Below are 23,738 nucleotides of genomic sequence, written 5' to 3'. Positions count from 1 at the left end.
CTTAGTGGGTTCAGGCGTACTTCGCCTGAACCTCGGCAGCCACGTTCGACGGCACCTGCTCGTAGTGGTCGAACTGCATGGTGTAGCTCGCACGACCCTGGCTCATGCCGCGCAGGGTGTTGACGTAGCCGAACATGTTGGCGAGCGGGACCATCGCGTTGATGACCACGGCGTTGCCGCGCATGTCCTGACCCTGGATCTGACCACGGCGGGAGTTCAGATCGCCGATCACCGAACCCGTGTAGTCTTCCGGAGTCGTGACCTCGACCTTCATCACCGGCTCGAGCAGAACCGAACCGCCCTTCTGGAGGGCTTCACGGAGAGCCGCACGGGAGGCGATTTCGAAGGCCAGGGCCGACGAGTCGACTTCGTGGAAGGCACCGTCGATGAGCTCGACCTTGAGGTCGACCACCGGGAAGCCGGCGACGACGCCAGCACCCACGACCGACTGCAGGCCCTTCTCGACGCCCGGGATGTACTCCTTCGGCACCGCGCCGCCGACGATCTTCGACTCGAAGGCGAAGCCTGCGCCCTGCTCGTTCGGCTGAACGACGATCTTGACGCGGGCGAACTGGCCCGTACCGCCGGTCTGCTTCTTGTGGGTGTAGTCGATCTCGGCCTTCTTCGTGACCGTTTCGCGATAGGCAACCTGCGGAGCACCGATATTCGCATCGACCTTGTAGGTACGACGGAGAATGTCGACCTTGATGTCGAGGTGAAGCTCGCCCATGCCCTTCAGGATCGTCTGGCCCGACTCCTGGTCGGTGGAGACGCGGAAGGACGGGTCCTCGGCGGCCAGCTTCGACAGGGCGAGGCCCAGCTTCTCCTGGTCGGCCTTCGACTTCGGCTCGATGGCGATTTCGATCACCGGCTCCGGGAACTCCATGCGCTCCAGGATCACAGGCTTAGCCGGATCGCACAGCGTGTCACCGGTGCGGACTTCCTTGAGGCCCGCGAGAGCGACGATGTCGCCCGCATAGGCTTCCTTGATGTCCTCGCGGTTGTTCGCATGCATTAGCAGCATGCGGCCGACGCGCTCTTTCTTGTCGCGAGACGAGTTGAGCAGAGTCTCACCGGCGTTTACCTTGCCCGAGTAGACGCGGCAGAAGGTGATGGTGCCCACGAAGGGGTCGTCCATGATCTTGAAGGCGAGCATGGAGAAGCCTTCGTCGTCCTTCGGCAGACGAGTTGTCGGCTCTTCGGTCTTGAAGTCGATACCCTGGATAGCCTCACGGTCTGCCGGGGACGGCAGGAAGTCCACAACGGCGTCGAGCAGGGGCTGAACGCCTTTGTTCTTGAAAGCGGAGCCGCAGAGCACCGGGTGGAAGGCGCGACGCTGCACGGCCGTACGGATCAGGCGGCGCAGGGTCGCCTCGTCCGGCTCCTGGCCGTCCAGATAGGCCATCATGGCCTCGTCGTCCATCTCGACAGCAGCTTCAACGAGCTTGCCGCGATACTCAAGGGCCTGGTCCTTGAGTTCAGCCGGGATCTCGACTTCGTCGAAATTGGCGCCGAGCGCCTCGCCGGACCAGATCAGGGCCTTCATCTTGATCAGATCGACCATGCCCTTGAAGTCGCTCTCAGCCCCGATCGGGATCTGAAGGCAGACGGGCTTGCCGGCCACGCGCTTGATGATGTCGTCGACGCAGTTGAAGAAATTCGCGCCGGTCTTGTCCATTTTGTTGACGAACACGACACGGGGAACGTCGTACTTGTCGGCCTGGCGCCACACGGTCTCGGTCTGGGGCTCGACGCCCTGGTTTCCGTCGAGAACGCAGACGGCGCCGTCGAGCACACGCAGGGAACGCTCGACTTCGATGGTGAAGTCGACGTGGCCGGGGGTGTCGATGATGTTCAGGCGCTTGTCGCGCCAGAAGCAGGTGGTCGCAGCGGACGTGATCGTGATGCCACGCTCCTGCTCCTGCTCCATCCAGTCCATGGTGGCGGCACCCTCGTGCACTTCACCGATTTTGTGGGACTTACCGGTGTAGTAAAGGATGCGCTCGGTCGTGGTGGTCTTGCCGGCATCGATGTGGGCCATGATGCCGAAGTTGCGGTAGTCCTCAATCGCGTGCGTGCGGGGCATCGCTCAGCTCCTCAGACCTTTACCAGCGGTAATGCGAGAACGCACGGTTGGCTTCCGCCATACGGTGGGTGTCTTCGCGCTTCTTCACGGCATTGCCGCGGTTGTTCGAGGCATCGAGCAGCTCTGCGGAGAGACGCTCGATCATGGTCTTGTCGTTGCGGCCGCGAGCGGCCTGGATGATCCAGCGGATCGCGAGAGCCTGACGGCGCTCGGTACGAACCTCGACTGGGACCTGGTAGGTCGCGCCGCCGACGCGGCGGGAGCGGACCTCGATCGCCGGAGCGACGTTGTCGAGGGCCTGTTTGAAGACCTCGAGCGGGTTCGCCTTGGCGCGGCTTTCGATGCTGTCGAACGCACCGTAGACGATGCTCTCGGCAGCGGACTTCTTGCCGTCGTACATGATGGAATTCATGAACTTCGTGACGACGATATCGCCGAACTTGGCGTCCGGGATGATCTCACGCTTCTCGGCACTATGGCGGCGGGACATGAGCTGGCTCCGACCTCAAATACAGTTGACGGCTTACTTCGGCCGCTTCGCGCCGTACTTCGAACGACGCTGCTTACGATTCTTCACGCCCTGGGTGTCGAGGACACCGCGGAGGATGTGATAACGGACACCCGGAAGGTCCTTCACGCGGCCGCCGCGGATCATGACCACGGAGTGCTCCTGAAGGTTGTGACCCTCACCCGGGATGTACCCGATGACTTCGAAACCGTTCGTCAGACGAACCTTGGCGACCTTACGCAGAGCCGAGTTCGGCTTCTTCGGGGTCGTCGTATAAACGCGCGTGCACACGCCACGCTTCTGCGGGCAGGCCTCAAGCGCGGGAACCTTATTCCGGCTCTTTTGCGCAGTCCGCGGCTTGCGGATCAGCTGAGAGATCGTTGGCATCCTGTGCCCTCTTTGACCGGCCACCCGGCAGGTGGCCATGAATGTGTCTTCAACGGTTGAACGCCGCCCTTCGCTTCTGCGGACCCTTTTAGGTTGCACAAAACGAAGCCACGCCATTGACTTTGGTAAGCCCCTGGCGCGGTGCGATTGCAGAGGACCACGATGTTAAGACCGCGGTCGTGCCCTAAATCTGACAAGTGTCAGTCAAGGTTGAGTTCGGCAGCGTTTAGGTGGCATCCGTCGAAGCTAGGCGCTTCGACTGGCGAAAACCTACGGCCAGCCGGAAAGTCCGGTCTCTCTAGCGCCCGAGTCGCGCAAAGTCAACACTTTTCGGTAACGTCTCAGAAAGGCTCTCCCAAACGACGGGATTCAGCCGGGCCTGTCGTTTGTATATGTGTTTCTTCCCACCCGGCACAAGGTTATGGAGTAGCAGCGAGGAAGAGGAGCGAGCGGTGACGGCGGCGATTCACTTTGAGGCAGAGGCCTATGATGTGACCCATGGTAAAGCGATGGGCCGCCACTTCGCCCGTCATGGCTTCCTCTCGGCCTTCGCCCGCCATTCCTCCCATGATGCTCCTGTCGGATATGTCGGCAATGCTAAGGCCGGCGGCGAATTCTGCGACTTCATCAAGAACTTCCGCCCGGAGAGCTCGCCGCGCTTCATCGTACCTGCAAAGGCCGGCGCTCTCAGGCAGGTTGGCTGCCTCTTCACGCCCAGCCCGATCAACGCAGCGCAAACGTGGCAGCGGGAGCTTCACGGACCGAGGTCCTGGAGCCTGTGCGGGGTGAATCACACCCTCTCCTCGGCGCGCGCCATGGATGGGCTCACCTCGCTTCTTGCGGCCGCGGTACAGCCCTGGGATGCGATCATCTGCACGTCGACCGCTTCACGGGCGGTGATCGAGACCCTGTTCGCCGGCCAGGAAGATCACCTGTCGCGGCGCCTGGGCGCAACCCGCTTCATCAGGCCGCAACTTCCGGTGATTCCTCTCGGCGTGGACTGCGAGGCTCAAGCGCGGCGGCTGGAGCGCAGGGACGAAGCGCGTTCATCCCTCGGCGTCGAGCCGGGTGATTTCGTGGTGCTGTTCCTCGGGCGCCTGTCCTTTCATGCCAAGGCCAATCCGACCCCCATGTACCTGGCTCTGGAGCGGCTGGCCCGCCGCCATCGCGTCGTGCTGATCGAGTGCGGTTGGACGGCCAACGATCAGATTGCGCAGGCCTTCTCGGAGGCGCGAGCCAAGCTCTGCCCGTCCGTACGGTCCATCGTCCTCGACGGCCGCATCAATGACGTCCGGGATACGGCCTGGGCGGCCGCAGACGTGTTCTGCTCCCTGTCCGACAACATTCAGGAGACCTTCGGCCTCACGCCCATCGAGGCCATGGCGGCCGGGCTGCCCGTGGTGGTGACCGATTGGGACGGGTATAAGGACACCGTCAGGAACGGCATCGACGGATTTGCCGTTCCGACCATGGCTGCGCCCCCCGGCTCGGGCCAGCGTCTTGCCACGCGCCATGCGCTAGAGGTCGACACTTACGATTCCTACATCGGCCAGGCCTCGACTGCTGTCGCGGTAGACATCGATGCCACAGCGGCAGCCTTCGAGCGGCTCGCCGCCGATCCAGACCTGCGGCGCCGCATGGGCGCGAACGGAGCAGCCCGTGCCAGAGAGCGCTTCGACTGGAAGGTCATCGTCAGGGCTTATGAGGAGTTGTGGCGCGAATTGTCTGCGCTGAGAAACGCCAGGCAGGAAGCGCCCTCCCCTGAAACCATGCGCGGGTTTTGGTCGGCCCGTCCGGACCCGTTCGAACTCTTCGCCAGCTTTCCATCGCTCCCCTTCTCCAGCCAATATGTCGTTTCACAGGTCCCCGGCATAGATGAAACCGAGGTGCTGGAGCGGCTGAGCCTGAAGGCCTCTCTGGTAAGTGCGTCGCCGGACATCTCGTCCGACTTCCTTCGTGCAGTGTGGAAGCTGGCTGCTGGCCAGGGCGCGACAGTCCAGGACGTCCTTGCCGCGCACCGGGACTCCTCGCCTGCCCTGACTGTTAGAGCCCTCCTGTGGCTGGCGAAGCTCGGCCTGCTCACGATTATCTCGAGAGACGAGCGTTCCTAAGCACCCGCCCACGAAAAAGGCCGCCCGGAGGCGGCCTTTCCATTGTTGCGATGTCTTCGCCGGTTACTCGGCTGCCGGGGGCAGCTCGCTGACCTGAGCCTGGGACTCGGAGCGCTTCTGCTGCAGGATCAGTTCGTCGCGATGGGTCGCAACAGCCTTGATCTGAGCGGTGAGCGCGCCCGTGCCGGCTGGGATCAGGCTGCCGACGATGACGTTCTCCTTGAGGCCCTCGAGGGTGTCGACCTTGCCGTTGACCGCCGCCTCGGTGAGGACGCGGGTGGTCTCCTGGAAGGACGCCGCCGAGATGAAGGAGCGGGTCTGCAGCGAGGCCTTGGTGATGCCGAGCAGAACCGGCACGCCGACGGCGGGCTTCTTCTTCTCGGACACGAGACGCTCGTTGATCTCCTCGTACTCGAGACGATCGACCTGCTCGCCGGTGAGCAGCTCGGAGTCGCCGCCCTCGGTGATCTCAACCTTCTGCAGCATCTGGCGAACGATCACCTCGATGTGCTTGTCGTTGATGAGCACGCCCTGGAGGCGGTAGACCTCCTGGATCTCGTTCACGAGGTAGGCCGCGAGTTCCTCGACGCCCTTGATCGCCAGGATGTCGTGAGGAGCCGGGTTGCCGTCGACGATGAAATCGCCGGTCTCGACCACGTCGCCGTCCTGCAGGTGGATGTGCTTGCCCTTCGGGATCAGGTACTCCACCGGCTCGGAACCATCGTGCGGGTTCAGCGTCAAGCGACGCTTGCTCTTGTAGTCGCGGCCGAACTGGATCGTGCCGGACTTCTCCGCAATGATGGCTGCATCCTTCGGACGCCGGGCCTCGAACAGCTCCGCCACACGCGGCAGACCGCCCGTGATGTCGCGGGTCTTGGCGCTCTCGGTCGAGACACGGGCGAGGATGTCGCCGGCCTTGACCTTCGAGCCCGGATCGGCCGCGAGGATCGCGTCCACGGGCAACAGGTACCGGGCGTCGCCGCCGCGGGCGACCTTGGCCACCTTGCCGCCGGCACCCTGGATGACCACTGCTGGACGCAGATCGGCCGTACGCGGAGAACCGCGCCAGTCGATGACCACGCGCTTGGCGATGCCGGTGGACTCGTCCATCGACTCGATCATCGATGCGCCGTCCACGAGGTCCTCGTAGCCCACCGTACCATCGATCTCCGTGAGGATCGGACGGGAGTAGGGATCCCACTCGGCGATACGCTGGCCGCGCTTGATCGTGTCGCCCTCGTCCACCTTCAGGCGGGAGCCGTATTGCAGACGGTGAACCGCCCGCTCGGTGCCATCCTGGCCGATGATCACAACAGCCACGTTGCGGCCCATGACGACGAGATCGCCGTCGGAGTTGCGCGCAATGTTCTTGTTGCGGAAGCCGATCGTGCCTTCGAAGCTCGACTCGATGAAGGACGAATCCGCGATCTGGGCCGCACCACCGATGTGGAAGGTACGCATGGTGAGCTGGGTGCCCGGCTCGCCGATGGACTGCGCCGCGATGACGCCAACAGCCTCGCCGTGGTTGACCGGGGTACCCCGGGCCAGGTCACGGCCGTAGCAGGTGGCGCAGACGCCGTTCTTCGACTCGCAGACGAGCACGGAGCGGATCTTCACCTCCTGGATACCGGCAGCGCCGATCGCCTCAAGGTGATGCTCCTCGATCATCGTTCCCTTGGGCACGATGACGGCGCCGTCCTGGGCCACCAGATCCTCTGCCGTCGAACGGCCGAGGATGCGGGACGCCAGCGACGCGACCACCTGGCCGGCATCGATGATGGCGCGCATCTTGATGCCACGCTCGGTGCCGCAATCCGGCTCACGGATGACCGCATCCTGCGCCACGTCGACGAGGCGGCGGGTCAGGTAGCCTGAGTTCGCCGTCTTGAGCGCGGTGTCGGCCAGACCCTTACGGGCGCCGTGGGTCGAGTTGAAGTACTCGAGAACGTCGAGACCTTCCTTGAAGTTCGAGATGATCGGCGTCTCGATGATCTCGCCCGACGGCTTGGCCATGAGGCCACGCATGGCGGCGAGCTGCTTCATCTGGGCCGGCGAACCACGAGCGCCCGAGTGGGACATCATGTAGATCGAGTTGACCGGCTTATCGCGGCCGTTCTCGTCCTTCTGCACCGTGGAGATGCGGTTCATCATCTCGCCGGCGAGGCGGTCCGAGCACTTCGCCCAGGCGTCAACAACCTTGTTGTACTTCTCGCCCTGGGTGATGAGGCCGTCCTGGTACTGCTGCTCGTAGTCCTTCGCGAGGGCACGGGTCTCCTCGACTATGGCCCACTTGTTCTCCGGGATCACCATGTCGTCCTTGCCGAACGAGATGCCGGCCTTGAACGCATTGTAGAAGCCGAGGCCCATGATGCGGTCGCAGAAGATCACCGACTCCTTCTGACCGCAATGCCGGTACACGGCATCGATCATGTTGGAGATCTCCTTCTTGGTCATGAGCTTGTTCACGACGTCGAAGGGAAGCATCGGGTGCTTCGGCAGGAGGCGCGAGAGCATGACGCGGCCGGCCGTGGTGTCGACGATCTTCGACATCGGCTTGCCGTCCTCGTCGAGGCCCTCCCAACGATAGCGGATCTTCGTGTGGAGCGTGATGACCTTCTCGTTCAGGGCATGCTCGATCTCGCCCATGTCGGCGAAGGCCTTGCCCTGGCCGGGCTGACCGTCGGAAACGATGGAGAGATAGTAGAGGCCGAGAACGATGTCCTGCGACGGCACGATGATCGGCTGACCATTGGCCGGGTGCAGGATGTTGTTGGTCGACATCATCAGCACGCGGGCTTCAAGCTGAGCCTCGAGCGAGAGCGGCACGTGGACGGCCATCTGGTCGCCGTCGAAGTCCGCGTTGAACGCGGCGCAGACGAGCGGGTGCAGCTGAATCGCCTTGCCCTCGATCAGGGTGGGCTCGAAGGCCTGGATGCCCAGACGGTGCAGCGTGGGCGCGCGGTTCAGGAGAACCGGATGCTCGCGGATGACCTCGTCCAGGATGTCCCAAACCTCGGGCTTTTCCTTCTCGACGAGCTTCTTCGCCTGCTTGACGGTGGCGGAGAGGCCGCGCGCGTCGAGCTTGGCGTAGATGAACGGCTTGAAGAGCTCGAGCGCCATCTTCTTCGGCAGGCCGCACTGGTGCAGCTTGAGCTCGGGACCCACCACGATGACCGAACGGCCCGAGTAGTCCACGCGCTTGCCGAGCAGGTTCTGGCGGAACCGGCCCTGCTTGCCCTTCAGCATGTCGGCGAGCGACTTCAGCGGGCGCTTGTTGGCACCTGTGATGACGCGGCCGCGGCGGCCGTTGTCGAACAGCGCGTCGACCGCCTCCTGGAGCATGCGCTTCTCGTTGCGGACGATGATGTCCGGCGCACGCAGCTCCATGAGCCGCTTCAGGCGGTTGTTGCGGTTGATGACGCGGCGGTAGAGATCGTTCAGGTCCGAGGTCGCGAAGCGGCCGCCGTCCAGCGGCACGAGCGGACGCAGATCCGGCGGGATCACCGGAACGACCGTCATGATCATCCACTCGGGCTTGTTGCCCGACTGGACGAAGGCCTCGATGATCTTGAGGCGCTTCATGAGCTTCTTGGGCTTCAGCTCGGACGTGGTGACCGCGATCTCCTCGCGGATCTCCTGAGCGGTCTTCTCGAGGTCGAGCTCCTGCAGGATCCGGCGGATGGCCTCCGCGCCGATCATGGCCGTGAAGCTGTCCTCACCGAACTCGTCCTGGGCACGGATGTACTCTTCCTCGGAGAGGAGCTGACGGTCCTTGAGCGGCGACAGGCCCGCATCGACGACGATGTAGGACTCGAAATAGAGGATGCGCTCCAGATCCTTCAAGGTCATGTCGAGCAGCAGACCGATGCGGCTCGGCAGGGACTTGAGGAACCAGATGTGAGCGACGGGCGCGGCGAGCTCGATATGGCCCATGCGGTCGCGACGGACGCGGGCCAGCGTCACCTCGACGCCGCACTTCTCGCAGATCACGCCCTTGTACTTCATGCGCTTGTACTTGCCGCACAGGCACTCGTAGTCCTTGATCGGGCCAAAGATGCGCGCGCAGAACAAGCCGTCGCGCTCGGGCTTGAACGTACGGTAGTTGATGGTCTCCGGCTTCTTGATCTCGCCGTAGGACCAGGACAGAATCTTCTCAGGGCTCGCGATCGAGATCTTGATCTGATCGAAGCTCTGCGGCTGGGCCGTCTGGTTGAAGAGATTCATGACCTCTTGATTCATCGCCGTCTCCTGAGCTGGAGGGCGCTAGATAAGCACCCTCACCGGCAATTGCATGGGGCCGCGGCATCATCGCCGCGGCCAAACGTCAAACTTCAAGCGTAGCGCTTATTCGGCAGCCTCGGACGGGGGCAGCTGACCCGCCTCGTTGGCGGCCTTCTTGGAATTGGTCAGCTCCACGTTGAGGCCGAGCGAACGCATTTCCTTCACGAGAACGTTGAAGCTCTCCGGAATGCCCGACTCGAAGGTGTCGTCGCCACGAACGATGGCTTCGTAGACCTTGGTACGGCCGGCCACGTCGTCCGACTTGACCGTGAGCATTTCCTGCAGGGTGTAGGCTGCGCCGTAAGCCTCCAGTGCCCACACCTCCATTTCGCCGAAGCGCTGGCCGCCGAACTGGGCCTTGCCGCCCAGCGGCTGCTGGGTGACGAGGCTGTAGGGGCCAATGGAGCGAGCGTGGATCTTGTCGTCCACGAGGTGGTGGAGCTTCAGCATATAGATGTAGCCCACGGTCACCTTGCGGTCGAACGCCTCGCCGGTCTTACCGTCATAGAGCGTGACCTGACCTGACGGGTCGAGGCCGGCCTTCTGCAGCATGGTCTCGATGTCCGACTCCTTCGCGCCGTCGAAGACCGGCGTGGCGAACGGAACACCGCGGCGCAGCTTGTTGCCGAGCTCGGCCAGCTCATCGTCGGAAGCCTGCTCGATTTCCGGCAGGTTGCCGTAGATCGACACGAGCTGCTCGCGCAGAGCCTGCGACTTGCCCGACCGCATATAGGCGTCGACCGCCTGGGCGACCTGCTTGCCGAGACCGGCAGCAGCCCAGCCAAGGTGCGTCTCGAGGATCTGACCAACGTTCATGCGGCTCGGCACACCCAGCGGGTTGAGCACGATGTCCGCATGAGTGCCGTCCTCGAGGAACGGCATGTCCTCGATGGGAACGATGCGCGACACGACGCCCTTGTTGCCGTGACGGCCGGCCATCTTGTCGCCCGGCTGGATCTTGCGCTTCACGGCGACGAAGACCTTGACCATCTTCATGACGCCCGGAGGAAGCTCGTCGCCACGCTGCAGCTTCTCGACCTTGTCGAGGAAGCGCTGCTCGAGGCGCTTCTTCGACTCGTCGTACTGCTTCTGCATGGCCTCGATCTCGGTCATCAGAGCATCGTCTTCGACCGCGAACTGCCACCACTGCGACCGCGGGTGCTCGTTGAGGAGCTCGCGGGTGATCTTCGTGTCCTTCTTGAAGCCCTTCGGGCCCGCAACCGCGCTCTTGCCCGAGAGGATCTCGGCCAGACGCGCATAGGTGTTGCGGTCGAGGATCGCCTGCTCGTCGTCGCGGTCCTTCGCGAGGCGCTCGATTTCCTCGCGCTCGATGGCCTGGGCGCGCTCATCCTTGTCGACGCCGTGACGGTTGAAGACACGGACTTCCACGATGGTGCCGGTCACGCCCGGGGGCACGCGCAGCGAGGTGTCGCGAACGTCGGAGGCCTTCTCGCCGAAGATGGCGCGCAGAAGCTTCTCTTCCGGCGTCATCGGGCTCTCGCCCTTCGGCGTGATCTTGCCGACGAGGATGTCGCCCGCATGGACCTCGGCGCCGATATACACGATGCCGGCTTCGTCCAGGTTCTTCAGCGCCTCTTCCGACACGTTCGGAATGTCGCGCGTGATTTCCTCGGGACCCAGCTTCGTGTCGCGGGCCATCACCTCGAACTCCTCGATATGGATCGAGGTGAAGACGTCTTCCTTCACGATCCGCTCGGAGAGCAGGATCGAGTCTTCGAAGTTGTAGCCGTTCCAGGGCATGAACGCGACGAGCACGTTCCGGCCGAGCGCCAGCTCGCCGTATTCGGTCGAGGGACCGTCGGCGATGATGTCGCCCTTGCGCACGAGGTCGCCGGCGCGGACCAGCGGCTTCTGCGTGATGCAGGTCGACTGGTTGGAGCGCTGGAACTTCTGCAAGCGGTAGATGTCGACGCCAGGACGGGTCGGATCCGTGTTCTCCGTCGCGCGGATAACGATACGGGTTGCGTCCACCTGGTCGACCACGCCGGTGCGGCGGGCCGCAATGGCGGCGCCCGAGTCACGGGCGACGACCGCTTCCATGCCGGTGCCGACGAACGGAGCGTCCGCCTGCACCAGAGGCACGGCCTGACGCTGCATGTTCGAGCCCATGAGGGCGCGGTTTGCGTCGTCGTTCTCGAGGAACGGGATGAGCGCGGCCGCAACCGACACGAGCTGCTTCGGCGACACCTCCATGAGGTCCACGCGGTCCGGAGCCACGACGATGTTGTCACCGGCGCGGCGGCAGATCACGAGCTCTTCCGTCAGCGTGCCGTTGCCGTCGAGCAGCGAGTTGGCCTGGGCGATGTTGTACTTCGCCTCTTCCATGGCCGAGAGGTAGATCACCTCGTCGGTCACGCGGCTGTCGCGCACGCGGCGGAACGGCGTCTCGATGAAGCCGTACTTGTTCACGCGGGCGAAGGTGGCCAGCGAGTTGATCAGACCGATGTTTGGGCCTTCCGGCGTCTCGATCGGGCAGATGCGGCCGTAGTGCGTCGGGTGCACGTCGCGCACCTCGAAGCCGGCGCGCTCGCGGGTCAGACCGCCCGGGCCAAGCGCCGAGAGACGACGCTTGTGCGTGACCTCGGAGAGCGGGTTGGTCTGGTCCATGAACTGCGAGAGCTGCGAGGAGCCGAAGAACTCGCGCACGGCGGCAGCCGCGGGCTTCGCGTTGATCAGGTCCTGCGGCATGACGGTGTCGATATCCACCGACGACATGCGCTCCTTGATCGCGCGCTCCATGCGGAGCAGGCCGAGGCGGTATTGGTTCTCCATGAGCTCGCCGACCGAGCGCACCCGGCGGTTGCCGAGGTGGTCGATGTCGTCGATCTCGCCCTTGCCGTCGCGCAGGTCCACGAGCGCCTTTGTGACCGCGAGGATGTCCTCGCGGCGAAGGGTGCGCACGGTGTCCTCGGCGTCGAGGTCGAGGCGCATGTTCATCTTCACGCGGCCCACGGCCGAGAGGTCGTAGCGCTCGGCATCGAAGAACAGTGAGTTGAACATCGCTTCCGCCGTCTCGAGGATCGGCGGCTCGCCCGGACGCATGACGCGGTAGATGTCGAACAGGGCGTCCTCACGGGAGGAAGCCTTGTCGACAGCCAGGGTATTGCGGATGTAGGGGCCGATCGTGACGTGGTCGATGTCGAGCACCGGGATCTCGGTGAAGCCGGCCTCGTCCAAACCCTTCAGCAGCTTCTCGGTGATCTCGTCGCCGGCCTCGGCGTAGATCTCGCCGGTGGACGGGTTGACGAGGTCCTCGCCGATGTACTGGCCGTAGAGGTCCTCATCCGTCGCGCGCAGGTTCTTGAGGCCCTTCTCGGCGAGCTGGCGGGCGGCACGCGCCGTCAGCTTCTTGCCAGCCTCGAGCACGACCTCGCCCGACTTGGCGTCGACTAGGTCCACGGAGGCCTTGAAGCCCTTCATGCGCTCCGCATCGAACGGCACCGACCAGGCGTCGCCGTCACGGGTATAGGTGATGCGGTTGTAGAAGGTGTTGAGAATCTCCTCGCCGTCGAGACCGAGGGCGTAGAGCAGCGACGTCACCGGGAGCTTACGCTTGCGGTCAATACGAGCGTACACGATGTCCTTGGCGTCGAACTCGATGTCGAGCCAGGAACCGCGATACGGGATGATGCGGGCAGCAAACAGCAGCTTGCCGGAGGAGTGCGTCTTGCCCTTGTCGTGGTCGAAGAACACGCCCGGCGAACGGTGCATCTGCGAGACGATCACGCGCTCGGTGCCGTTCACGATGAAGGTGCCGTTGTCGGTCATGAGCGGCATGTCGCCCATGTAGACGTCCTGCTCCTTGATGTCCTTCACGGAGCGGGCGCCGGTATCCGGGTCCACATCGAACACGATGAGGCGCAGCGTGACCTTGAGCGGCGCAGCGAAGGTCATGCCCCGCTGGCGGCACTCGTCCACGTCGTATTTCGGCGGCTCGAACGTGTATTTCACGAACTCGAGCAGGGCAGTATTCGAAAAGTCCGAAATCGGGAAAACCGATTTGAAGACGGCTTGCAAGCCCTCTTCCGGCCGGCCACCCTTTGGTTCTTCGACCATCAGGAACTGGTCGTAGGATGCCTTCTGAACCTCGATGAGGTTCGGCATCTCCGCCACTTCCTTGATTTTTCCGAAGAACTTGCGAATGCGCTTCCGGCCGATCAGTGTATTGGCCATCTGGACCTCGTTCCTCATACACGGCTAATCGAGAATCCCGGGATCGGGACCCTGGATGAGCCGCCCGGCGGAAAGCGCCGGTTTTCGAATCAAGCAGGGCCCTCTGGGAGCCCGTCTAAACGCCGTCAAAGAAGCCCGGCCTCTTTGACGACACAACGGCCCCAAGCGAAAATGCCTGGGACCGTGTGTTTTGAGCCCCGATTTCTCGGGGGTAACCCTGCGGCCGTGACGGCCGCAGAATTACTTGAGCTCGACCTTGGCGCCGACCTTCTCGAGGGTCGCCTTGATCTTCTCGGCTTCGTCCTTGGCAACGCCTTCCTTGACAGGCTTCGGCGCACCTTCGACGAGGTCCTTAGCTTCCTTCAGGCCCAGGCCCGTGATGCCACGGACTTCCTTGATGACCTCGATCTTCTTGTCGCCGGCGGCGGCAAGAACGACCGTGAACTCGGTCTGCTCTTCAGCAGCCGGAGCACCGGCGCCAGCGCCAGGAGCAGCGGCAACGGCAACAGCAGCGGCGGCGGAAACGCCCCACTTCTCTTCGAGCATCTTCGAGAGCTCAGCGGCCTCGAGAACGGTCAGCGACGAAAGATCGTCAACGAGCTTGGCAAGATCAGCCATTTCTTAGTTCCTTAGGTTCAGTTCGAACGATTGATGGTTTTGAGGTACGGCCTCACGCCGCTTCGCCTGTCTTGGCATAGGCCCCGAATACGCGGGCGAGCTTCGCCGCCGGCGCAGTGCTGAGCTGAGCGATCTTGGTAGCCGGAGCCTGGATAAGGCCGACCAGCTTGCCGCGCAGTTCATCAAGGGACGGCAGAGTGGCAAGTGCCTTCACTCCGTCCACGTTCAGGGCGGTCGCGCCCATTGCGCCGCCGAGGATCACGAGCTTGTCGTTCCCCTTGGCGAAATCAACAGCGACCTTGGGCGCCGCGACCGGATCGCTCGAATAAGCGATCAGGGTCGGACCTTTCATGAGGCCCGAGATGGACGCGACGTCCTTGCCTTCGAGAGCGATTTTGGCGAGGCTGTTTTTGGCGACCTTCACGGTGGCGCCGGCCTGCTTCATCTGCGCGCGCAGCTTCTGCATGTCGGCGACCGTGAGGCCGGCATAGTGGGCGACGACGACAACGCTCGTGGTGTTAAACACGTCGTTGAGAGTCGAGACGAGCTCGCGCTTTGCTGCTCTTTCCACTGGGCTCTCTCCGGTTGGCGGAAGATTTCCGCCGGTTGCATTTGCCGCTCAAGGCCCGGACTTGCATCCGAGGCATCCTGAACGACGCTCTCGCAAGCCCTGTCCCCCAAATGACGCCTGGCGGCGCACCGGGTGAGATGGTTCGAACCGACTCCCTTCATCTGCGTTAGCAGATGGAAAACTCGGCTTCCCCGTCTATGCAGGCCCTTTCGAATTAAACCGGCTAAGCCGGCACCTGCAGTCTTGGACAGGACATAGCCGGAACGCGCCAAAAGTTGCCTCTTGGCTCGCCGGCCTGTCACCGCCCCGTCTCCGGGACGGATTCACAGCCAGAAGCTCACGCAAATGCGGAGCCTCGGCCTATGTTTGAAACTCAACGCGTTCTATTAAGCCTTTCTGAAGCATTTGCCAAGGGGGTTTTTGGCGGGCAGTCCATAATGTTTGACGTTACCGAGTTTCATCCGGCCGCCGGACCCTTCGTGCGCCTGACGTCCCGCAGCGGAGCTAAAGGCCCCCCACCCTCTTCCTGATGCGCCGGATCGTCAGACGGCCGGTGAGAATCAACCCGACAGCGATCAGGGGCAGGAGGAGCTTGCCCCACGCGGCAAGCTGCACCATCGCGTCGATCATTCCTGACATGCTTCAGAATCCCTGCCTCGCAAGGATGTCATGGCCCGCGCCACCCGATTCAATGGCCCTTAACGAAAAAGCCCGGCAACAGGTGCCGGGCCCTCTCAAGTCTTGGCAACAGCCGATCAGCCGTTGAGCACCGAAGAAGGATCGACTTTCACGCCTGGGCCCATCGTCGAGGAGACGGCGACGCGCTGGATGTAGGTGCCCTTGGCGCCGGTGGGCTTCGCCTTGGAGACGGCATCGGCAAAAGCCTTGATGTTCTCCACGAGCTTGGCCTCATCGAATGAGGCCTTGCCGATGCCGGCATGGACGATGCCGGCCTTCTCGACGCGGAACTCGACGGCGCCGCCCTTGGCGGCCTCGACGGCGCCCTTCACGTCCATGGTGACCGTTCCGACCTTCGGGTTCGGCATCAGGCCGCGCGGGCCGAGAACCTTGCCGAGACGGCCGACGAGCGGCATCATGTCCGGGGTGGCGATGCAGCGATCGAAGTCGATCGTGCCGCCGTTGACGACCTCGAACAGCTCCTCGGCGCCCACTACGTCGGCACCGGCCGCCTTGGCCTCGTCGGCCTTGGCGCCGCGGGCGAACACGGCCACGCGAACCGTCCGGCCCGAGCCGTTCGGCAGGTTGCAGACGCCGCGAACCATCTGGTCGGCGTGGCGGGGATCGACGCCGAGGTTCATCGAGATCTCGATGGTCTCGTCGAACTTCGCCTTGGCGCGTTCCTTGATCAGCTTCACCGCGTCCTGGATCGGGTAGAGCTTGGTGGCATCGACGCCCTCGCGGGCTGCGCGGATGCGCTTACCTTCTTTAGCAGCCATCATGCCCTCCTTATGCCACTTCCATGCCCATCGAGCGCGCGGAGCCCTCGATCATGGCCATGGCGGATTCAACGGTGTCGCAGTTGAGATCGACCATCTTCTTCTCGGCGATCTCGCGGATCTGGTCGCGGGTCACGCGGCCGACATTGCTGCCCTTGCCCGGAGTCTGCGAACCCTTGTCGATCTTCGCGGCTTTCTTGAGGAAATACGAGACCGGCGGCTGCTTCATCTCGAAGGTGAAGGAACGATCCTGATACGCGGTGATGATCACCGGGATCGGGGTGCCCTTCTCCATCTGCGCGGTCTTCGCGTTGAAGGCCTTGCAGAATTCCATGATGTTCAGGCCGCGCTGACCGAGCGCCGGACCGATCGGCGGCGACGGATTGGCTGCGCCTGCGGGCACTTGAAGCTTAACGTAGCCCGAGATTTTCTTTGCCATAGGACTGCTCCTAATGGACCACCCGCCCGGAGCCAACCGAGCGGCATGGCAGTTGCAGATCGCGGTGCGGCCTTATGAAGGCCCGGCTGGCGACCGGGCAGACCTCCCGCGGATGAAAGGCCCTGTCAAAGGGCCTGGCAAGTGCCACCAGTGAGGTGCCACTTCCCTTCCGGTCAAACCTTTTCGACCTGACCGTATTCGAGTTCGACCGGCGTCGCGCGGCCGAAGATGGACACCGCCACCTTGAGGCGGGCCCGGGTGTGGTCGACTTCCTCGACGACGCCGTTGAACGAGGCGAACGGCCCGTCGGAGACGCGGACCTGCTCGCCGATCTCGAAGCTCACGGAGGGCTTGGGGTGATCGACGCCCTCGGCCACCTGGCCCTTGATCCGCTCGGCCTCACGATCCGGGATCGGAACCGGCTTGGACTTGTCGGCACCCAGGAAGCCCGTCACCTTCGGGGTATTCTTGATGAGGTGGTAGACCTCGTCGGTGAGGTCGCACTTCACCAGAACATAGCCTGGGAAGAACTTGCGCTCGGTATCGACCTTGCGGCCGCGGCGTACCTCGACGACTTTCTCGGTCGGGACCATGACCTCGTCGAACTTGTCCTCAAGGCCACGCTGGGCAGCCTGATCCTTGATCGACTGGGCGACCTTGTTCTCGAAATTCGAATAGGCGTGGACGATATACCAACGCTTCGTCATTGCATCCACCCCTTTAACCGCCGAGTCCGAGGATCACCGAGCGAACGCCCCAGCCGATCGCCTGATCGACGACCAGAAAGAAGATGCTGGCCAGCACAACCATCACGAACACCATGGCGGTCGTGATCATGGTCTCCTTGCGCGTCGGCCAGGTCACCTTCGCGGCTTCCGAGCGGACCTGCTGTATGAAATCGAACGGGTTCGTCTTCGCCATTTCACTGCGTCCGTACCGCCTTGAGGGCGGCAGCGAACGTCCTCTGAGGGCATGCTCATGCCCAAATTGAAGGGGCGCGAAGCTGCTTTTTCAAGCCTCGCGCCACCTGTTCAAACCATCTGCGGGGCGCTCTTTAGAGCAAAACACCCGCTTTGTCGACCGCTGGCAGGAGTGGAGGGACTCGAACCCCCAACCCCCGGTTTTGGAGACCGGTGCTCTAGCCGATTGAGCTACACTCCTCCGGCGGTCAACAGGTGGCGGAAAACCGCCACCTGGATCTCGTTAATCCATCACGGCGGCGACGACGCCGGCGCCGACGGTCCTGCCGCCCTCACGGATGGCGAAGCGCAGCTTCTCCTCCATGGCGATCGGCGCAATCAGCGTCACCTCCATGGTGATGTTGTCGCCCGGCATCACCATCTCGGTGCCCTCCGGCAGCGTCACCACGCCCGTCACGTCCGTCGTGCGGAAGTAGAACTGCGGACGGTAGTTGCCGAAGAACGGCGTATGACGACCGCCCTCTTCCTTCGTCAGGATGTAGGCCTCGGCCTTGAACTTCGTGTGCGGCTTGATCGAGCCCGGCTTGCACAGCACCTGGCCGCGCTCCACGTCCTCGCGCTTCGTGCCGCGCAGCAGCACGCCCACGTTGTCGCCCGCCTGGCCCTGGTCGAGCAGCTTGCGGAACATCTCGACGCCCGTCACCGTGGTCTTCACGGTGTCGCGCAGACCCACGATCTCCACTTCCTCGCCGACCTTCACGATGCCGCGCTCCACGCGGCCCGTCACCACCGTGCCGCGACCCGAGATCGAGAACACGTCCTCGATCGGCATCAGGAACGGCTGGTCGATCGGACGCTCCGGCTGCGGGATGTAGGCATCCACCTCGGCCATCAGCTTGAGAACCGCATCGCGGCCGATCTCAGGCTGGCGATCCTCGAGAGCGCAAAGAGCCGAGCCCTTCACGATCGGAATGTCGTCGCCGGGGAAGTCGTACTTCGACAGAAGCTCGCGCACCTCGAGCTCAACCAGGTCGAGCAGTTCGGCGTCGTCGACCATGTCGACCTTGTTCATGAACACCACCAGGGCAGGCATGCCCACCTGGCGGGCCAGCAGGATGTGCTCGCGGCTCTGCGGCATCGGGCCGTCGGCCGAGGACACCACCAGGATCGCGCCGTCCATCTGGGCCGCACCCGTGATCATGTTCTTCACGTAGTCGGCGTGGCCGGGGCAGTCCACGTGGGCATAGTGACGGTTGGCCGTCTCGTACTCCACGTGCGCCGTGGAGATCGTGATGCCGCGCGCCTTCTCTTCCGGCGCCTTGTCGATCTGGTCATACGCCGTAAACTGCGCGCCGCCAGACTCCGCCAGAACCTTCGTGATCGCCGCCGTCAGAGACGTCTTGCCATGGTCCACGTGACCAATCGTCCCAATGTTGCAGTGCGGCTTAGTCCGCTCAAACTTTTCCTTCGCCATTGATCTCTACCTTACAGAGGCCAGGAACAAAAAACCCAGGGGCGTCCGATATTGCGGTTGCGCTCTTTGTGCAAGAGCCAATTTCGATATTGCAGAACCTAATGCCCGACAACCTGGTCAGTGACGCGTCAAGGACGAGGCTTCCGAACACTCCTTAAAAGGCGGCTGCGGGCAGTATAAAGGCATTTGGGGCCAGAATTACAAGCTGGGCAGGATTGTGGAGGAAGGTGGAGCGGGTGAAGGGAATCGAACCCTCGTATTCAGCTTGGAAGGCTGCTGCTCTACCATTGAGCTACACCCGCATGCCCTTCTGATTGGGTGGTGGGGGAAGTAGGACTCGAACCTACGAAGGCATAGCCAGCGGATTTACAGTCCGCCCCCTTTGCCGCTCGGGACATTCCCCCTTAGAACCCAACCCGAACGCACAACGCCGAGGCTGTTCCGCGGACCGCGTCGCCAAGGGCTCGGCGCTCCGTGGCGCTCTTATGGTGAGGTGGATGGCCGGTGTCAACCTCAAAGCGCACCGAAATCGGATGGTCGTGAATGGCCGCTCCCTGTGCTATGGGCTGCGGACAACACGTGAGATCCAAAGAACATGAGCGAGCGCGCCTTCCCCTCCCGCAAGCCCCGATTCCAGCGCCCTCATGGCAAGCCGGGCCGCCGCGACCCCAAGGCCTGGCGGCCGAATTTCGAGATCGACACGACCATTCTCTATGGCTGGCACCCGGTCTTCGAGGCGTTGCGAAACGGCAAGCGCACGATTCGCCGCCTCCTGGCCACCGAGAACTCCGCCCGGCGCCTAAGCGAGGAGCTGGGCATGCCCCTGCCTGTCGAACCCGAGATCGTCCGCCCTGACGAGATCAACCGCCTCCTGGAGCCGGATGCCGTCCACCAGGGCCTCTATGCCGAGGCGGATCCCCTGCCCTCCCCGTCGGTCGATACCTTGAGCGGCAAGCGGGTCGTGCTGGCCCTCGACCAGATCACCGATCCGCATAACGTCGGGGCGATTCTCCGCACGGCTGCAGCCTTCGATGTGGAAGCCATCATCACCACGGCCCGGCACAGCCCAGCGGCGACCGGCGTTCTGGCCAAATCCGCTTCCGGCGGACTCGAGCATGTACCCTTCATGATCGTGCGCAACCTCAGCGACACATTGATAGCCCTTGGTGAACGCGGCTATCAGCGAATCGGGCTCGACTCCTCGGGCGAGGCCAGTCTGGACGAGATCGACATCCGCCTGCCGGTGGTTCTCGTGCTCGGTTCCGAGGGCAAGGGCCTAAGGCAGAGGACGCGGGAATGCTGCGACGTGATCGGGCGCCTCGACATGCCGGGCGCCATCAAAAGCCTCAACGTCTCGAATGCTGCCGCGATTTCCCTTTTTACTGTGGTCAAAGCCGCCTTCCGCAACGTCAAGATCTAGTTCCAACTCGAGGAGTTAAGCGGCTGATTCTTGTAGGCAATCCCGAACCAGCAGCAGCTTCTTAGACGGAAGTCGCAAATACCAATTGGGAATTGTGGAAAGAAAGGCCGGAGTTAGCCTCCCGTTTGATGGATTCTTGGCTGCGCAGAGCAGCCACGATGCCTCGGCTCAAAGCTCGGCTCTCGAGCCTGCGGCCCAGAACCCGGATCGGACCGGGCACATCAATGGAAGGGAACCCTATGGCAACAGCAGCAACCACGCCGCATTCGGCCGCCGCGCCGCGGCCGATGACGAAGGAGGAGAGGAAGGTCATCCTGGCTTCCTCCCTCGGCACCGTCTTCGAATGGTACGATTTCTATCTCTACGGCTCTCTCGCCACGATCATCGGCGCGCAGTTCTTCTCCGCCTTCGACGTGACAACCCGTAACGTCTTCGCGCTTCTCGCCTTTGCGGCCGGCTTCCTGGTCCGCCCGTTCGGCGCCATCTTCTTCGGCCGCATCGGCGATCTCGTCGGCCGCAAGTACACCTTCCTGGTCACGATCCTGATCATGGGCTTCTCGACCTTCCTGGTCGGTCTGCTGCCCAGCTACAATCAGATCGGCTGGATCGCCCCCGTCATCCTGATCGTGCTGCGCATGCTTCAGGGTCTTGCCCTGGGCGGCGAGTACGGCGGCGCTGCGGTTTACGTGGCCGAGCACGCTCCGGTCGGACGTCGCGGCTTCTACACAAGCTTCATCCAGACCACGGCCACCGTCGGCCTGCTGCTGTCGCTGGCCGTCATTCTCGTTCTCCGCACCTGGATGGGTGAGCAGGGCTTCCAGACCGGCGAGGGCTGGCCGATTGCCGGCTGGCGCATTCCGTTCCTGCTTTCCGTGGTGCTGCTCGGTATCTCGGTTTGGATTCGTCTCCAGATGAACGAATCGCCTGCCTTCAAGAAGATGAAGGAAGAAGGCACCCAGTCGAAGGCTCCCCTCAAGGAGGCGTTCGGCCAGTGGGGCAACGCCAAGATGGTGTTGATCGCCCTCATCGGTCTCGCCATCGGCCAAGCCGTGGTGTGGTACACGGGCCAGTTCTACGCCCTGTTCTTCCTCCAGAGCATCCTGAAGGTCGACCTGCTCACCTCGAACGTGCTGATCGCTTGGTCGCTGATTCTCGGCACCGGCGGCTTCATCGTGTTCGGCATCCTGTCCGACAAGATCGGCCGCAAGCCGGTGATTCTCGGGGGCTGCCTGATCGCGGCGATCACCTACTTCCCGCTCTTCGGCGCACTCACGAACATCGCCAGCCCCAACCTGAATCAGGCTCTGGAAACGGCGAAGGTTCAGGTCGTGGCCGATCCGGCGACGTGCGGCTCGGTGTTCGACCCGGTCGGCATCCGCACCTTCACGGCTCCGTGCGATGTAGCCCGCGTGGCCCTGGCCCGCTCGGCGGTCAAGTACGAGCTCGTTGCGGCACCCGCCGGCACCGCTCCGCGGGTGACCTTCAACGGCAAGGATGTCCCGATCGCTCCGGCCATTCCGGCCAACATCACGGCGTTCTCTGCTGCGGCGACCGAAGTGGGCTACCCGAAGGCCGGCGACCCGAGCATCCTGAAGGTGAACGGCTTCTTCGATGCCCTCAGCAACCCTCAGGCCCTGAAGGCCATCGGCATCCTGTGGATCCTGGTGATTTACGTCACGATGGTCTACGGCCCGATCGCGGCGGCACTCGTCGAGTTCTTCCCGACCCGCATCCGCTACACCGCGATGTCCCTGCCCTACCACATCGCCAACGGCTGGTTCGGCGGTCTGCTGCCTCCCACCGCCTTTGCGATGGTGGCGGCCACCGGCGACATCTACTACGGCCTGTGGTACCCGATCGTGATTGCCCTGGTGACCTTCGTGGTCGGCCTCCTCTTCGTGCCGGAGACCAAGGACCGGGATATCATGACCTACGAGGGCGCCAGCGCGAGGCGCTAAGCTTCCCGCGAGCCTGTCGTCAAACAGGAAAGCCCCGCCGAAAGGCGGGGCTTTTCGTTAAGGAGGAACCGCTTGCTAGTAGCAGGTGGTCACACGGCGGACGATCCAGCCCTCGCCCTCGACGAACATACGCTTGCGGGAGATGTCGCAATGCGCATCGCTGCCTGTGGTGGACTGAACCGACGACGTAGTCTCCACGTCCTTGGTGGAAACGGCCGTTACCGTCTCCTTGGCGGGCTTTGCAGCCACACCGTGGCTTGCCGGTGCAGCTTCAGCCGCTCCGACCAGGCCGGCACCGGCAAAGACCGTGAGAACGGCGAGAACTTTGAGGCTGCCTTGCGGCGGGATCCTCGACTGAACTGAAGCCCCTGAGGCCTTCATGGCACCAACTCCGTGATTGCTGTTTGCCTGACAATCCCAGAATCGCAGGTTGGTTTCGGTGTGCTGGAACACTTAATATTTCCATTTTCATGGAACTTGCGTCCCGCCCCGCGTACTGCTACCTCAGCCTCGTGAAATTGGCCGGTGTAGCACAGCGGTAGTGCAGCGGTTTTGTAAACCGAAGGTCGGGAGTTCGATCCTCTCCACCGGCACCACTCCCTTCCTCAAAGGGTGATGCTTCGAAAAAGCCCAGGCAGGGGTGCCGGGGCTTTTCCTTCATCGACACGATCAGAATCTGCTAGCCGCCGCTACCTGACGAGCCGCCGGATCCGCTACCCTGCCCGCCTGAGCCGCCGGTGTTCTGGTTGCCCGTCGAGGGCCCGCCAGGGGAGCCGCCGCCCTGCCCGCCGGAACCGCCCGTGTTCTGGTTACCGGTCGTGGGGCCGCTGGTGCTTCCCGTCGTATTGGGCTGCTGATTAGGCTGCTGAAGGTTCGTGCTCGGTCGATCAGGTGTCCCGGTCAGGGGTCGGCACACCCCGCCAACCAGCTGCTCACCGGGCAGACAGGCTCTGGTTGCAGGAGTCGTTTGAGCTCCTGCCGCTGCGCTCATGCCTGCAAGGAGCAGTCCGGCGAGCATGGGTCTGACGTAGCTGTTCATGATGTTATCCTCTCTCGTTGGGCCTCCCTAACGACGGACGAAGGAGCGTTTTGTTTCCATTCGCCGTCGCGATTTGATGACTTGACCCCGCCAGATCTTGAACTTGTGAACGAACGCCGCTTCCCGACCCTTTCGGGTTTCCCGGCGCCCGCTGGGGTAGCCCGTCTTCTCAGGCGGCGTTTCCGGCAGCCAAACCTAAGTGCCCGTTTGAGAATTGCTACGGGTGAGCGATGCGGCGGAGCATGAGACTGCTCATGGCCACCCCGATCATGGCT

At 63.2% G+C, this 23,738-nt stretch carries 18 protein-coding genes and 4 tRNA genes; 4 read left to right on the top strand and 18 right to left on the bottom strand.

Annotation, left to right across the window (positions count from 1 at the left end; genetic code table 11):
• Positions 1–10: 10 nt before the first annotated feature.
• From fusA to rpsL, 3 genes are read right to left on the bottom strand one after another with little or no spacing between them, the layout of a single operon-like run.
• Positions 11–2,086 carry an elongation factor G gene (gene fusA / locus JQC81_RS20375; RefSeq protein ID WP_203273608.1) on the bottom strand — a complete coding sequence of 692 codons (2,076 nt, stop codon included), beginning with the start codon at positions 2,084–2,086 and terminating at the stop codon, positions 11–13.
• A gap of 19 nt (positions 2,087–2,105) precedes the next feature.
• Positions 2,106–2,576 (bottom strand): 30S ribosomal protein S7, encoded by a 471-nt coding sequence (gene rpsG, locus JQC81_RS20370; RefSeq protein ID WP_036350590.1) that lies wholly within the window; start codon positions 2,574–2,576, stop codon positions 2,106–2,108.
• A 33-nt stretch (positions 2,577–2,609) separates the two neighbouring features.
• Positions 2,610–2,981, bottom strand: a complete 372-nt coding sequence (gene rpsL, locus JQC81_RS20365) for a 30S ribosomal protein S12 (protein WP_009764294.1) — start codon at positions 2,979–2,981, stop codon at positions 2,610–2,612.
• Positions 2,982–3,433: 452 nt separating this feature from the next.
• Between rpsL and JQC81_RS20360 the strand changes: the two genes are divergently transcribed.
• A complete protein-coding gene (locus JQC81_RS20360) occupies positions 3,434–5,092 on the top strand; it encodes a glycosyltransferase family 4 protein (protein ID WP_203273607.1) in 1,659 nt (552 codons plus the stop codon).
• A 63-nt stretch (positions 5,093–5,155) separates the two neighbouring features.
• Here JQC81_RS20360 and rpoC read toward each other — a convergent pair whose 3' ends face one another.
• The 13 genes from rpoC to JQC81_RS20300 all read right to left on the bottom strand — a co-directional run bounded on the left by rpoC (position 5,156) and on the right by JQC81_RS20300 (position 19,450).
• Positions 5,156–9,331 (bottom strand): DNA-directed RNA polymerase subunit beta', encoded by a 4,176-nt coding sequence (gene rpoC, locus JQC81_RS20355; protein WP_203273606.1) that lies wholly within the window; start codon positions 9,329–9,331, stop codon positions 5,156–5,158.
• Positions 9,332–9,436: 105 nt separating this feature from the next.
• A complete protein-coding gene (rpoB, locus tag JQC81_RS20350) occupies positions 9,437–13,567 on the bottom strand; it encodes a DNA-directed RNA polymerase subunit beta (RefSeq protein ID WP_203273605.1) in 4,131 nt (1,376 codons plus the stop codon).
• Positions 13,568–13,807: 240 nt separating this feature from the next.
• Positions 13,808–14,185: a 50S ribosomal protein L7/L12 gene (gene rplL / locus JQC81_RS20345; protein WP_203273604.1), complete on the bottom strand. Its 378-nt coding sequence runs from the start codon at positions 14,183–14,185 to the stop codon at positions 13,808–13,810.
• A gap of 52 nt (positions 14,186–14,237) precedes the next feature.
• Positions 14,238–14,756, bottom strand: coding sequence for a 50S ribosomal protein L10 (rplJ, locus tag JQC81_RS20340; RefSeq protein WP_203273603.1), 519 nt, complete (start codon positions 14,754–14,756; stop codon positions 14,238–14,240).
• A 504-nt stretch (positions 14,757–15,260) separates the two neighbouring features.
• Positions 15,261–15,395 carry a hypothetical protein gene (locus tag JQC81_RS33935; protein ID WP_281400333.1) on the bottom strand — a complete coding sequence of 45 codons (135 nt, stop codon included), beginning with the start codon at positions 15,393–15,395 and terminating at the stop codon, positions 15,261–15,263.
• A gap of 116 nt (positions 15,396–15,511) precedes the next feature.
• A complete protein-coding gene (gene rplA / locus JQC81_RS20335) occupies positions 15,512–16,213 on the bottom strand; it encodes a 50S ribosomal protein L1 (RefSeq protein WP_203273602.1) in 702 nt (233 codons plus the stop codon).
• Positions 16,214–16,223: 10 nt separating this feature from the next.
• Entirely contained in the window at positions 16,224–16,652 is a 429-nt protein-coding gene (rplK, locus tag JQC81_RS20330; RefSeq protein WP_203273601.1) for a 50S ribosomal protein L11, read from the bottom strand.
• Between the two features lie 173 nt (positions 16,653–16,825).
• Complete coding sequence (gene nusG, locus JQC81_RS20325; RefSeq protein WP_203273600.1) at positions 16,826–17,359, bottom strand: transcription termination/antitermination protein NusG; 534 nt, start codon at positions 17,357–17,359, stop codon at positions 16,826–16,828.
• A 13-nt stretch (positions 17,360–17,372) separates the two neighbouring features.
• Positions 17,373–17,573, bottom strand: a complete 201-nt coding sequence (secE, locus tag JQC81_RS20320; RefSeq protein WP_036350572.1) for a preprotein translocase subunit SecE — start codon at positions 17,571–17,573, stop codon at positions 17,373–17,375.
• 163 nt (positions 17,574–17,736) lie between these two features.
• Positions 17,737–17,813, bottom strand: a tRNA-Trp gene (locus JQC81_RS20315).
• Between the two features lie 42 nt (positions 17,814–17,855).
• Entirely contained in the window at positions 17,856–19,046 is a 1,191-nt protein-coding gene (gene tuf, locus JQC81_RS20310) for an elongation factor Tu (RefSeq protein ID WP_203273599.1), read from the bottom strand.
• Between the two features lie 228 nt (positions 19,047–19,274).
• A tRNA-Gly gene (locus JQC81_RS20305) sits at positions 19,275–19,348 on the bottom strand.
• A 17-nt stretch (positions 19,349–19,365) separates the two neighbouring features.
• Positions 19,366–19,450: transfer RNA gene (locus JQC81_RS20300), tRNA-Tyr, on the bottom strand.
• A 191-nt stretch (positions 19,451–19,641) separates the two neighbouring features.
• Between JQC81_RS20300 and JQC81_RS20295 the strand changes: the two genes are divergently transcribed.
• Both JQC81_RS20295 and JQC81_RS20290 read left to right on the top strand, forming a co-directional pair.
• A complete protein-coding gene (locus JQC81_RS20295; protein ID WP_203273598.1) occupies positions 19,642–20,466 on the top strand; it encodes a TrmH family RNA methyltransferase in 825 nt (274 codons plus the stop codon).
• A 239-nt stretch (positions 20,467–20,705) separates the two neighbouring features.
• Complete coding sequence (locus tag JQC81_RS20290) at positions 20,706–22,424, top strand: MFS transporter (RefSeq protein ID WP_203273597.1); 1,719 nt, start codon at positions 20,706–20,708, stop codon at positions 22,422–22,424.
• Positions 22,425–22,499: 75 nt separating this feature from the next.
• Here the strand turns inward: JQC81_RS20290 and JQC81_RS20285 are convergent, their stop codons facing one another.
• Positions 22,500–22,805: a hypothetical protein gene (locus JQC81_RS20285; RefSeq protein WP_203273596.1), complete on the bottom strand. Its 306-nt coding sequence runs from the start codon at positions 22,803–22,805 to the stop codon at positions 22,500–22,502.
• Between the two features lie 140 nt (positions 22,806–22,945).
• On the opposite strand from JQC81_RS20285, the gene JQC81_RS20280 reads away from it, so the two are divergent.
• Positions 22,946–23,020: transfer RNA gene (locus JQC81_RS20280), tRNA-Thr, on the top strand.
• Between the two features lie 83 nt (positions 23,021–23,103).
• Here JQC81_RS20280 and JQC81_RS20275 read toward each other — a convergent pair.
• Positions 23,104–23,463, bottom strand: coding sequence for a hypothetical protein (locus JQC81_RS20275; RefSeq protein WP_203273595.1), 360 nt, complete (start codon positions 23,461–23,463; stop codon positions 23,104–23,106).
• Between the last annotated feature and the right edge of the window lie 275 nt (positions 23,464–23,738).

The organism is Microvirga arabica (assembly GCF_016811235.1).
GTDB classification, from domain to species: domain Bacteria; phylum Pseudomonadota; class Alphaproteobacteria; order Rhizobiales; family Beijerinckiaceae; genus Microvirga; species Microvirga arabica.
Note: the sequence above shows the minus strand (reverse complement) of the source record. Positions and strands in the feature narration are given on the sequence as shown.

Bases quoted from the DNA above. Each gene is read 5' to 3' on its own strand.
- tuf (WP_203273599.1), bottom strand. From the start codon at position 19,046: ATGGCGAAGGAAAAGTTTGAGCGGACTAAGCCGCACTGCAACATTGGG.
- rplK (WP_203273601.1), bottom strand. From the start codon at position 16,652: ATGGCAAAGAAAATCTCGGGCTACGTTAAGCTTCAAGTGCCCGCAGGC.
- rpoB (WP_203273605.1), bottom strand. From the start codon at position 13,567: ATGGCCAATACACTGATCGGCCGGAAGCGCATTCGCAAGTTCTTCGGA.
- rplL (WP_203273604.1), bottom strand. From the start codon at position 14,185: ATGGCTGATCTTGCCAAGCTCGTTGACGATCTTTCGTCGCTGACCGTT.
- rpoC (WP_203273606.1), bottom strand. From the start codon at position 9,331: ATGAATCAAGAGGTCATGAATCTCTTCAACCAGACGGCCCAGCCGCAG.
- rpsL (WP_009764294.1), bottom strand. From the start codon at position 2,981: ATGCCAACGATCTCTCAGCTGATCCGCAAGCCGCGGACTGCGCAAAAG.
- JQC81_RS33935 (WP_281400333.1), bottom strand. From the start codon at position 15,395: ATGTCAGGAATGATCGACGCGATGGTGCAGCTTGCCGCGTGGGGCAAG.
- JQC81_RS20290 (WP_203273597.1), top strand. From the start codon at position 20,706: ATGGCAACAGCAGCAACCACGCCGCATTCGGCCGCCGCGCCGCGGCCG.
- JQC81_RS20295 (WP_203273598.1), top strand. From the start codon at position 19,642: ATGAGCGAGCGCGCCTTCCCCTCCCGCAAGCCCCGATTCCAGCGCCCT.
- secE (WP_036350572.1), bottom strand. From the start codon at position 17,573: ATGGCGAAGACGAACCCGTTCGATTTCATACAGCAGGTCCGCTCGGAA.
- JQC81_RS20275 (WP_203273595.1), bottom strand. From the start codon at position 23,463: ATGAACAGCTACGTCAGACCCATGCTCGCCGGACTGCTCCTTGCAGGC.
- rpsG (WP_036350590.1), bottom strand. From the start codon at position 2,576: ATGTCCCGCCGCCATAGTGCCGAGAAGCGTGAGATCATCCCGGACGCC.
- rplA (WP_203273602.1), bottom strand. From the start codon at position 16,213: ATGGCTGCTAAAGAAGGTAAGCGCATCCGCGCAGCCCGCGAGGGCGTC.
- fusA (WP_203273608.1), bottom strand. From the start codon at position 2,086: ATGCCCCGCACGCACGCGATTGAGGACTACCGCAACTTCGGCATCATG.
- JQC81_RS20285 (WP_203273596.1), bottom strand. From the start codon at position 22,805: ATGAAGGCCTCAGGGGCTTCAGTTCAGTCGAGGATCCCGCCGCAAGGC.
- nusG (WP_203273600.1), bottom strand. From the start codon at position 17,359: ATGACGAAGCGTTGGTATATCGTCCACGCCTATTCGAATTTCGAGAAC.